The sequence below is a fragment of the Grylomicrobium aquisgranense genome (assembly GCF_033971865.1).
Taxonomy (GTDB): Bacteria; Bacillota_I; Bacilli_A; order Erysipelotrichales; family Erysipelotrichaceae; genus Bulleidia; species Bulleidia massiliensis.
This window is the reverse complement of the sequence record NZ_JALBUR010000020.1, coordinates 24,634-35,472: the sequence shown is the minus strand read 5'-3', so window position 1 is coordinate 35,472 and position 10,839 is coordinate 24,634. Positions and strand designations below refer to the sequence as shown.

Annotated in this window: 10 protein-coding genes; all 10 read right to left on the bottom strand. The window is 37.7% G+C overall.

From position 1 onward, the window contains the following. Positions 1 to 290: 290 nt before the first annotated feature. Positions 291 to 1,202, bottom strand: coding sequence for a hypothetical protein (locus tag MOZ60_RS08120; protein WP_370596298.1), 912 nt, complete (start codon positions 1,200 to 1,202; stop codon positions 291 to 293). Then, positions 1,153 to 1,515, bottom strand: coding sequence for a hypothetical protein (locus MOZ60_RS08115; RefSeq protein ID WP_370596297.1), 363 nt, complete (start codon positions 1,513 to 1,515; stop codon positions 1,153 to 1,155). Before MOZ60_RS08115 ends, MOZ60_RS08120 begins: the two co-directional genes overlap by 50 nt. 99 nt (positions 1,516 to 1,614) lie before the next feature. Further along, on the bottom strand, positions 1,615 to 2,112 hold the full coding sequence (locus MOZ60_RS08110; RefSeq protein WP_370596296.1) for a hypothetical protein: 498 nt from the start codon (positions 2,110 to 2,112) through the stop codon (positions 1,615 to 1,617). A 155-nt stretch (positions 2,113 to 2,267) separates the two neighbouring features. Then, the gene (locus MOZ60_RS08105) at positions 2,268 to 3,083 is read right to left on the bottom strand and encodes a hypothetical protein (protein ID WP_370596295.1); all 816 of its coding nucleotides are present in this window, start codon (positions 3,081 to 3,083) and stop codon (positions 2,268 to 2,270) included. Between the two features lie 6 nt (positions 3,084 to 3,089). Beyond that, a complete protein-coding gene (locus MOZ60_RS08100) occupies positions 3,090 to 3,512 on the bottom strand; it encodes a Panacea domain-containing protein (protein ID WP_370596294.1) in 423 nt (140 codons plus the stop codon). Between the two features lie 522 nt (positions 3,513 to 4,034). Continuing rightward, positions 4,035 to 5,255, bottom strand: a complete 1,221-nt coding sequence (locus MOZ60_RS08095) for an IS110 family RNA-guided transposase (RefSeq protein ID WP_370596293.1) — start codon at positions 5,253 to 5,255, stop codon at positions 4,035 to 4,037. A 779-nt stretch (positions 5,256 to 6,034) separates the two neighbouring features. Further along, positions 6,035 to 7,162, bottom strand: a complete 1,128-nt coding sequence (locus MOZ60_RS08090) for a Coenzyme F420 hydrogenase/dehydrogenase, beta subunit C-terminal domain (RefSeq protein ID WP_370596292.1) — start codon at positions 7,160 to 7,162, stop codon at positions 6,035 to 6,037. Between the two features lie 2 nt (positions 7,163 to 7,164). Beyond that, positions 7,165 to 8,688, bottom strand: coding sequence for a lipopolysaccharide biosynthesis protein (locus MOZ60_RS08085; RefSeq protein WP_370596291.1), 1,524 nt, complete (start codon positions 8,686 to 8,688; stop codon positions 7,165 to 7,167). Further along, positions 8,688 to 9,827, bottom strand: coding sequence for a polysaccharide pyruvyl transferase family protein (locus MOZ60_RS08080; RefSeq protein WP_370596290.1), 1,140 nt, complete (start codon positions 9,825 to 9,827; stop codon positions 8,688 to 8,690). Before MOZ60_RS08080 ends, MOZ60_RS08085 begins: the two co-directional genes overlap by 1 nt. 66 nt (positions 9,828 to 9,893) lie before the next feature. Further along, on the bottom strand, positions 9,894 to 10,832 hold the full coding sequence (locus MOZ60_RS08075) for a HEPN domain-containing protein (protein WP_370596289.1): 939 nt from the start codon (positions 10,830 to 10,832) through the stop codon (positions 9,894 to 9,896). Positions 10,833 to 10,839: the final 7 nt, after the last annotated feature.

Here is a 10,839-nt window from a genome sequence, read left to right as displayed (position 1 = left end):
AATTGATTAACAATTTACAGAATTAGACATTTGAAATGAATGGGCTTGGCGTATTGGCCCTTTTCTTTCGGCTGAAATTGGCCGTTTTCTCCCGGCGCAAAATGGCCCATTCCGCCCGGCTCTAACAATATCCAATGGCTGTCATATAACTTTGCATTGATTCTGCTAAAGCTGCAGCACCTTGACAATGAGAACAAATAATGATTGCAAAATAATAGTGACAGAAACCCGAGCAGATTAATGACAACTGAAAAGAGCAGATGATGGACATTTCAGCAAAGCAGTAACATTCATCCAATAAATGTCATTATCACTGCTTTGTTGTCACCAAGCTTCATTAAATCGTCCCACAATTCCTGTCTGCTGATATTTCCGTAAGCATGATGATCTCCTGGGCGCATTCCCATCGATATAGCCTTGGTCAATGCTTTATCAAAATTGTCTCTTCTATCCCAATATACAATGTCCCGTAGACTTCCAACATTCAGTGTATATGCATCGGTATTTCTCTCGCCTCTGTATAAAGCTACTCGCCATTCATTCTGATTCTGATACATTTCAGTTTTCTGGAAACAATCCCTATACTTTGTAATAAGCCCTTTTTGCAACAGTTCTGATATATCAAATACCGCATCCGTTCTTACAAGAATATTGTGTCGATGAAAGACATCTGAAATTTCTCCATTCTTTTCTAGCGCATAATACCGTACGCTCTGAGCGTGATAACGATAACATTCTTTTCGAGCAGCATTTCCGATTCGAGTACTCAATTCACTTGGATTCAGGATGAATGCAACATAATCACCAAATGTATTCATTTCAGAAGAAGGATGATAATCAATCCCTTTTACACCATCGAATCTATCTATTACATCAAAATAGAGCTTATAAAAGCATAGAATGTTCAGATATCCCATACCGACAGAGCGCAGGATTCCATCACATAGAGAATAATCTTTGAAGATATGCATCAGTTTCTCGGATTTATACATTCCAAGTGTACCTTCCATCATATCCTCCTGTAACATTGGCAGACGATTTACAGGTATTCCATCTCCAGAACCACTAGCTTGATTCTTGATCATTTCTTCAAACGCATCTTCATCCCAGAAGTAATGAAGAGTATTCATATACAAATGACCATCAAGAAAATCATTCAAATATTTCTTCTTTGCAAAGTATTTCAGAAGATAGTATTCCATTGCTCCCTCCATAAACTGCACGATATCTACAGTTACTTAACACTATTAAATCTGCATACTTCATTGAAATTTTTTCATGCTTGAAATAGGTCTTATTCCAAAATTCATCTAAATTCATTGACACACAAAAAAGAAGTTTTTTATATACGCAAATATTCCAATATGCATCTGAATCGCTTTCTTTTGCTTCAAAAATCTGATCCTGAACTTCAAGAACTTTATCAGTAATAACTGGAAGATTTCCATTACGAGCTTTGAAATATTCCTGAAAATGATATGACTCACGACATATTTTCTTATCTACATCCGCCAAAGGTTTATAAATTCCTTCATATACCTTCTGTCGGTATTTATTTCCTAGAACAAAGTCTAATGCTCCATACGCATCCGATAGAGGATTAGTATCATAGTCTCATAATGCAATATACGCTTTCGCAGATTTTTCAATGCTGCTTTTCGCATCAGTTATCAGCTGCTGGTAATCTTTATCCAGCTCTTCTTGAGATATTATCTCACTCATATCCGATCGATAAAAAGACTTGAGCCATTCAATCAACGCATTTTTCGCATCGCACTTCTTTTCACTTTCAGCAAAAAGATCTGATGCGTTAGCCCATTCTTCTGCAAGCGCATTTAACACCAGCTTTCTTGGTGCTGAAAATGCAACAATTGGAACCTTGGAAAAAGCTGCAGCAACTTTACGAGTCTCTTCCATAAAGAACTCCATGCTGCTTCTTCGTACAGCAAAGTATTCCAAGAAAGTCATGATACATCCAATAAAAGCAGATCCAAAGCAAGCCATTGCTACATCATAAACAAATGAAGCAGTTGGATATACCTCTGCCGCAACCACGCCACTAATTATTGTGATCAATATGGTAATATATATCACAAACTTCTTTCCAAACATTTTCTTTATTTCCTGTGGTCATCTCATGATTTGAATTACATAAGAACAATAAGGCAATGAGGTTTGTCTAGGAAATCTTATTAACAAGACTACAAACACTATCGTCTTGAGTTAAATACTATCTGCTATACAATTCTTCTCGATATCTTACATGGCTATTGTGGCAAATGGGCATTTCTAATTTCAACTAACCCCCTTGCCCAGCCAAATATTATCAAAATGAGTAATCCTATGAAAATAGCATTTGCAATGATTAATGGTTTAATGCTGCGCTGCTTCGGTCCATTTACCAATCTATCAACATAAGTAAATAACCCGTACAGAACATTGATAAGAACAAGTCCCATAAGTACAGCCAGCAAAGATACACGGTAATCGGATGCTAGATTTATTGCTCCAAGAATAGATGTTGAAAAAGTAATACCTCCAATAAAAGTTACGATAATTGAAGCAAATATTCCTAAAATCGCAATATATTCCTTTGAGGCGTTATCCATCTTTTCTGTGGATTGTGCCACATTATCATTTAATTCTGAAATGCGGGCTCGAACCTTCTGTAATTTTTCTTCTTGAGAAATCCGCCAATCGCCAGCATCAGAATAATCCATTCTAGCTATTTCAAGATTAACATGATCATATAACTTACGAATCGAATCACTAATATCTATCAAACCGCCATTATCATTTATGTTTTTTGCTTGATAGCCCTGCCGTAAAACATCTAAATTCTGTCCAAGAAAGTTCCTGTTACCCTTCTCAGGATGCTGGTTTATCTCATCTAAGACCTGAAATATATCCGAATAATAATGCCGGAATTTCTTACTGGAGTCTTTGCTATAATACAAATTTTCCAGCCTTCGATACATCTCTGCTCTTTTTCCTTTATCTTGAAGCATGCTTTGATTTTTCGAAAGATCAAATAAGATGTCTTTAAACTGTCTTCGCTGCTGCTCTTCCTTGCTAATGTCCATTAATGATTATCCTGCTGTTTTGATAAGCTGCTTTGGAATTACTTGACGATTTCCTTTTCCATGCTGAAAAATCCGATCCCAGGCACCACCATTCCTGTGCGTTTCTTTGACAAGATCCCAAGGGTTTAGTTCTCTCTTCTCATCAACAATGGGGTCGATCATCTCCATTGAATCAGAATCTAAATGATATTTTGATTCGAAAATGTCAATCGGCATTGAACCATACGCGCTATATTTATAGTACACAGCGGGAACAACAGGTCCAAATTGCCATGCTTCAAAATCATCCTCAAATAATGGCCCACTTGCTTTAAGAAAACTCAATTGAACATAATATAAAATCTTCTGTAATTGAAGATTACTGATAGGCTGGCCATCACTAACGCATTTCTTTACGATATAACCAGCCACTTGTTCTGCTTTGTACATGATAGCCCTCCTTCTTTTACAATTTCAATATAGCAAAAATGCAAACCGTTCTCAATGATCCAAATTTTGTTTTTGGTCCCTCAATTAAACGGCAATTGAGTTTGTACTGATCAATTCTATGTTGCGGCATGCAAGTGCATGTTAAATTCTCTAAATACTCACAGAAGATTCTTTAGCTCTTTCCATATAGTATTACAGATTACTGAAACAAGAAATGTTCCGACAATTGTAATAAGTGAATATAAAAGATCACTATTAATATATAGGCACTTTAAAATACCGTCGGGTTAGGGTGCCCCTGTAAAATCACGTAGAGCCGAATTTTCGGCCTTTTTTTGTTGCGTAGTGTGCTCTTCTAAAATCGCGTAGGGATGGGTATTGGTACAAAAATTTGATAACTTAAATCAAGCCCTTTTTCGGAGATTTCTTCGATAAATTCATAAGATTCAAAATTTTTGTGATCAGCCACCACGAAAAGAGGAGACAGTCTCCCCGGTTTTGAAAATTCGTTCTATAATCTGCTTAGGAACGGAAAGTTGAGCCGTTCTTCATAAGCGAATAAATTACTACCAATAGTTTATCCGCCGCAGCGATATTGGCAGCTTTGGGCTTCAATGGTGAGACAGCCTGCTGCCTTTTCTTTTGGTTGAACTGATAGATAGAATCTCCCTTTTTCAGCCTGTAGTTGCACGTGACTGCCAGATAAACAAGACACCTCAGATGTCTGTTTCCTTTCTTGGATATAGCCAGGTGGGTCCCATCCTTCTCACCTGACTGATTGATTTTCGGATTCAGCCCTGCATATGCTACGATGCCTCGCGCATTCCTGAACCGGGTGACATCGCCGATTTCCGCGATGATCCGTGCCGCGATGTTCCTGCCAATTCCAGGAATACTGAGCAGAATCGCAAAGGAAGGAAGCTTACTGGCATCTTCGATCAGTTCCTCAAGGTATGTATTGCAGAGCTCCATCTGCTCCATGAGTTCATTGATCATCTGAGGAAACTGCTGTACTTCCAAACTGTCCGCATCCACGCCGGAATAACATTCCTCTGCACACTGATACATCTTGTGAACGATATTTTCAGTGAAGCCTTTCTTATGACCTGCGGGCTCCTGGATCGCTTTCACAATGGTTTCCTCCTCGTGCCTGAGAAGTAATGATGGATGCGGATATTTCTTCAGCACTTCCATCGGAACCGAATCGTAAAGGCTTGCATGCCCTTTGAAACACTTATCCATGCGCGGATAGATCACATCCAGCATTGCCCGGAACGTGCATTTCCGCTGCTGCAGGATCTTCAATTCGCTCTCATACATGCGATTCTTTGCACGCAGACGTGCATACGTATCCGATTCATTCTGATGGCACTTCAGATGTTCTTCCTGGTAATACACTTTGGCGATATGGGCACAGTCCGCATTGTCTGTCTTATTACCATGAAGGTTCGTCTTCCGATAAGCTGCAGACAGCAGCGGCAGAACGATGATGTAAGGATTTTCGATGTCATTAAGATATTTCTGGGGGCAGCGATGGTAGACGCCGGTCGCCTCGAATACTACCGGGACTGTATCAGCTTCGCTCTTCTCCTTCACCATCTCAATGGTTTCAGACAATGCTTCAAAGCCATCTTTCGTATCGTTCAGCACTTTCGGCTTCCGCAGGGAATGGCCTGCTGTCAGCCACGGCTGATAGTGGCAGCTGCCTTTTGAGACATCTACCGTGATAATTGGTCCGTCCATAAAAGAGCCTCCTCTGGCATAAATGTCTGCGGTAAAGCTTCCCTGAACCTTTGCGAAAGCTGATTTTTCTGGATTAGATACGGCATGCCTGAATACTTCCGGCTGCACATTTTGATTAAGCTGGCTATATCACAAAAGGGAAGCAGGACGTTTTTTATGACTGGCTTATCGTACGATAGCTTAAAAAAAGAGGCGTCCTTACTTTTACCCAGACCTTTCCGGTATATGCCTATACGCAGGAAAGGCCAGGAATACACCCAGGTAATCCTGACCTTACCATTGTAGATTCATATGCTCATGACAGCTCAATCAGGACTGGATTCTTCCTGATTTCATAATAGAAAAAAAGAGCTGTAACAGCTTATTCAACTGTTATAGCCCCTTTCTGTGTTTTTTGCTTCTTTCTCTAGTAAGAATACAAAGACCAGATCAAGTATTCTTTCTAGCAAAAGCATCAAACCCAGAAAGTCCATGTCAAACGGCATGGGCTTTCATTTTTCCGTAACGCAACATCTCTTAGAGCAGTACCAATGTACCAGATTACTGGTACCACCCGATCCGGCTTCATGCGGCCAAAGTACCGATGTCTACAGCAAGGTATTCAAACTCATCAACTCTTTCTTTCATGCGTAATATCATACCTTACTAAGGAAGAATAGAACAATTGTCATATAATCTGTCTGAATGTGTCAATTCAGCAAATAAATCCACTTTCACCAGTTCGCAATGACATAAATCAATCATGATCTGCTTGTAAAATGACACCAATATGATATCCGCTATTTAGCGTCCCCCCCCGGAAATGATTGGGCATTTATCAAAAATAATTTGAGATTTTCCTTCATACAGAACTTTGGCCATACTGCTGTCACAGAACTTCTAAAGGATTTCCCCTTTGCAATCTTTTGGAAAAATACATCATGCTCTGGAGATTTAGGAGTAGGATGGCGAAGCTGTGTATTAGGAATTTTCGCGTTTTCTAGATCCACTGGCTTAAGTGTAACACCTGAAAGAGATAACAACTCATTACCCTTTTCATTTTGAACAAGAGCAAGAGAAATCCCATTTTGTTCTTCATCATGAAGTTCTGATCCCCAGGAATCGCCAAGCATCAAGTCTCCTACTCTGTGATCTGTTGCATAATGACATGAATAGCAATTCTCTGTATAATCTATCCCCTGCAAAAAAGCTTGCGTATAAAAATCATGGCATCTTTCTGGAACTATTTTCTTTAGATCTGTACGCACTGCAAAATTACCATTCCTGCGGAAATACACGTACTTACATTTCTTTAGATCGTATCCATATTCATTAAGTGCCATTCTGAACAGCTTTATTGATGGCGTTCCATGACAGATGAGATCGATAGAATACAGATTTTTTCCCAGAGAATTGCCAATAAAGTTTTTCATTGCTGATACCTGGCAAGGAAGGCCTATAAACAGCACTTTATTCCCTTTACGGAGCTCTTCTCTTACTTTTTTATAAATACCAACAGGATTGCTCTTTACATATTTTGATCCTGCAAAGCCTGACAATTCATCAATAGTTCTGGCAATGATAAATTTATAATCTCCATCAACTAATTTGCATGATGCAACCACTCCGCCGTTTTTGATAAATGCAATTTGTATCGCAGATGCAAATCCGCCAGAAGAACTCTGATTTCTAATTTCATCGACTGCCCAGCCTTGATACCATGCAATAGGCTTTTGTAATTCAGCAGGATGATTTTTCTGGCAAACACGGTGACAAGCATTACAATGAATGCAGGCATTCTCATCAATAACTGCATTCATATGCTCTATATCATCTTTAATAGAAATGCAAGATTTTGGGCAAATATCAACACATGCCATACATCCTGCACACTGGTTGACTTCACAAACTGTATTTAATGCATCCATGATTATCTCCTCTTTATAAAACTACGTGCCATTTGCTTCAAGCTCTGGAATTCAGGCATCTTATATGTCATAAGAAAAATAACAGCACTTGATACAATTAATACTACTACAGCTCTAACAAGAAGAAGAGCAATATTAGACGCAGGAATAAAATTGCCAATAATAAATGAAATCACCATAGTCAGTATCACCATAACAGTTTCATAAATTAGCTTTGGCAAATAATTCTTAAATTTTCCTTTGAATATCAACGAAAATAGATTGTGTGTAATCCAAGGGGCACTGATAAGACCTGAGCTTAGAATTGTCGAAATGATAATACCATATAATCCCCAAAAATGAACCATAGCAATGTTCATTGCAAGATTTGCCAAACCAGAAATCAAAGGCCTGAATCGATCTTCATGCCAGATTCCTGCGGCATCCTTATACGCACTTGCCAGCATTACATACTCAACACAAAAGAAATATACGCAGAAAAGAACGACCATCGGGAATCCTAACATCAGCTTTTCGCCAACCCAGATTTTCATAAATGGCTGATATAAGGAAAGCATCTCAGACATACAAATTGCCATGCCAATAAAAGTCATCAATGTAACTTTTCGATAATCCTTATAATTTTTCTCCTTACTTTCAGTGATCAAACTATTACCAATACCCGCTGTAAGGGAACTGAAGAAAATACTAAAAATTGCCATTACAGCACTCATAATATAATAATAATTCTGATAAATAGCTAATGCTCTTAATCCAAGAAAGGCTGATATAACAATAGTATCTGCAGAATTTAATATTGTTCCGCCAACTTTCGAAGTGAAAACGTCTTTCACTCTCTGATTAATTGATCTAATTTCTTCTTTTGGCAAATCACCCTTGGGATCATATTCAGGATACATTTTCTTTGAAATGATAGCTGTAAGAATATTATTCAGGATCTGTGTTGCAAGAATTGCAATAACATACAAATAATAATTTTTCAGTAAATATAATACAGCAATCTGGATACCATATTGAATTGTATTCGTAATCAAGGTGATCTTGCTGATGACATCCGTTCGCTGATATGCATTCAAAATACTATTCCGATATGCAAACAACCAGTACGTAAATACAGTTGCAAGGAGATTTAAGAAATAAAGAACATAAACATTAATATCAGCTGGTACATCCCCTGAAATCAACTTCGGAATGAAAGGAAGAATCACAAGACCGGCCACAAGAACAACAGCACCAATAATTCTATAATAATAACGATAAAGCTTGATTAATGCATTAATCTGATCCTTATCATCTTCTGCAATTGGCTTATACATGGAAAAAACCATTGCACTGCCTACACCTAATTCAGCCAGATTCAGCACTTGCAGAATTGAAGTAAACAAACTGTTTAAGCCAAGATATTCGACACCGAGTGTATAAATCATGACCGTTCTCATAATAAACGGAAGGATCATGTTATATACCCTCAATATAATTCCAAAGGCAACATTTCTTGCAGCATTTTTCTTACGTTCTATCTTCATCAGCTATTTAATTTTCCCTCTATTGCATCAATCAACCTATTAATAGACATATTTGCCATTTCTAATCGTTTTGTCGTTACCGCCTTATAATCAATAGTCTTATTGATGTCAAATAAATCAATACCACTGACAGGAACATAACGGTCAATTAAACCAACTTCATTCAGTATATTCATCAGCCTGCTATCATTTTTTAAGTTGCCATTATCTCTGAGACTATTCACTGAAATAAAATTTTTTTCGAAAATCAGGGAGAAAGCAGTGCCATGAAAAGAATCAGTTACAACCCAATCAGCATACTTTATCAAAGAAATATAGTCTGATGGAGAAGTGTATTTTCTTTCAACGTGTATTCCTTTAGACGTTACTTTGACAATTGCTTTAAAGGTTCTCGCCATAAATCCAGTATATACCGGCATATTTAATCTCTTAGACAGACGCCTCGCCGCTTCAAATCCATCGTTGGTTGACCAAACATTATAAAGAAAAATATATGGCTTTTTTTCTATTCTGGGAGAAGCAATCGCATCAAAATCCTCTTTTCTGTGAAGAAGAGTCGGATCCAGGTTAACATCAACCCTTTTCTTATGATCAAGAAAAGCTTCGAGTTTTTTTGCTCCGTCTTCTTCTCTCTCAGACAAATAATCAAAATCAAGAATCCAGTCTCTTAATTGATTTGTAGCTTTTGGCTCATCATAAGTCGTATCATTGCTACTGATTGCATATGCAATCTTCCTACCATCCGTCTTTATCGGTGCAAAATAAAAGGGCTCACAATCCTGTGCTCTTAAATTCCATATCTGATCACTGCCGCATACTAAAGCATCATACTTTTTCAAAGGAGAAAAATCAGTATCATAAAAATATTGATTATCGGAAAGATTTAAATACTTGTTTCTAAATTCACTGAATTTTTTTATTTGATTTTTGCAATCATGTGCTACAGGAAGAACATTTAAATTATGCTTAAATTTTCCGTGTGAATACACGCCATACATACTCTGATACACACTAGGTTCATAATCTAAAACTTCAACATCATATCCATGTTTTTCTAATATGTCTTTTAATGCCCAGCATTGTAATACTGATCCATAATTTATCGATTTATGAAAAGTCAAAATCCCAACGGTTTTCATCTTATAGCCTCCCACCCTTATAACTTACAGGAACACAACCCTGTTTGCACTCATTTTATCGAGTCCTTAGCTCAGATAAATATCTTTCTTACTCATCCATGTGTTGATTGCACTAGAGATATCAACCATTCTGTCACAAAATATTTTTCTTTCAGCACCCATCAAATCAAGAAGAATTACTCTGTACATCAGACTGAATTTCTTCATGAATGCTGCACACTGTTTTCCACCAAATGCCTGTGTCCTCTGTTCTCGCTTGACATGCATAATATTCACGCGAGTATTAACAGCAGATTGTAAAAAATCATCATACCAATTCTTCATTTCATCAGAAAAGATGTCTTTTCCATAGCAATCAACAACCGCTTTCAGCTTATCCTTTAAATGCGGATACTTTCTGTGGTCAATGACATTGTAAATCTGCAATAATTCCAGAAGCGGTTCTGCCATTTCAACTATAAATGCAGCACGTATATCAATAGGCATTTCTGACTTACAAATACTATACAAATACATCTGATGAATTATTCCAAGTTCATCCAGTAACTGCTGCCACTTGGAAAAAAGATCATCTGTAACCACATCCTGAAAATTCACTAGCTTAGCTTTGATATCTGTAATGCCAGTATCTGTCATGAAGTATTTCAGACGCTGTGAAAAAACCTGATTCTTTATCAGCTCGATATCTCTCTCATTGCATTTATTCGAACAAGGGAACTTAATGTCATCAAGATGAAGAAACTGACCATCAAACACCATGAGCAGCCGTTCCGTGTCGTATAAACATTCAAGAAAAACCGGCCAGTAAGCAGTAGGTTCAGATGAGACTGTTATCTTTCTCTTTCCGAACTGCTCAATCATCACAGTGAAAGCAATGTCTTTTGGCTGTTCATTGTTATCTTTGATCAGCTTATGGATCTGGAGGCTTGTTTTATAAGGACCATCTAAGCATCCATTTAATGAGTAGATTGCCTCTAGAGATGTAAATCTAAGTTTCTCATTCATGCAATCA

What these genes read in the sequence shown, in the direction of transcription:
- MOZ60_RS08095 (WP_370596293.1), bottom strand. Translation starts at nt 5,255, where the DNA reads ATGGACGGACCAATTATCACGGTAGATGTCTCAAAAGGCAGCTGCCAC.
- MOZ60_RS08085 (WP_370596291.1), bottom strand. Translation starts at nt 8,688, where the DNA reads ATGAAGATAGAACGTAAGAAAAATGCTGCAAGAAATGTTGCCTTTGGA.
- MOZ60_RS08110 (WP_370596296.1), bottom strand. Translation starts at nt 2,112, where the DNA reads ATGTTTGGAAAGAAGTTTGTGATATATATTACCATATTGATCACAATA.
- MOZ60_RS08100 (WP_370596294.1), bottom strand. Translation starts at nt 3,512, where the DNA reads ATGTACAAAGCAGAACAAGTGGCTGGTTATATCGTAAAGAAATGCGTT.
- MOZ60_RS08105 (WP_370596295.1), bottom strand. Translation starts at nt 3,083, where the DNA reads ATGGACATTAGCAAGGAAGAGCAGCAGCGAAGACAGTTTAAAGACATC.
- MOZ60_RS08080 (WP_370596290.1), bottom strand. Translation starts at nt 9,827, where the DNA reads ATGAAAACCGTTGGGATTTTGACTTTTCATAAATCGATAAATTATGGA.
- MOZ60_RS08075 (WP_370596289.1), bottom strand. Translation starts at nt 10,832, where the DNA reads ATGAATGAGAAACTTAGATTTACATCTCTAGAGGCAATCTACTCATTA.
- MOZ60_RS08120 (WP_370596298.1), bottom strand. Translation starts at nt 1,202, where the DNA reads ATGGAATACTATCTTCTGAAATACTTTGCAAAGAAGAAATATTTGAAT.
- MOZ60_RS08090 (WP_370596292.1), bottom strand. Translation starts at nt 7,162, where the DNA reads ATGGATGCATTAAATACAGTTTGTGAAGTCAACCAGTGTGCAGGATGT.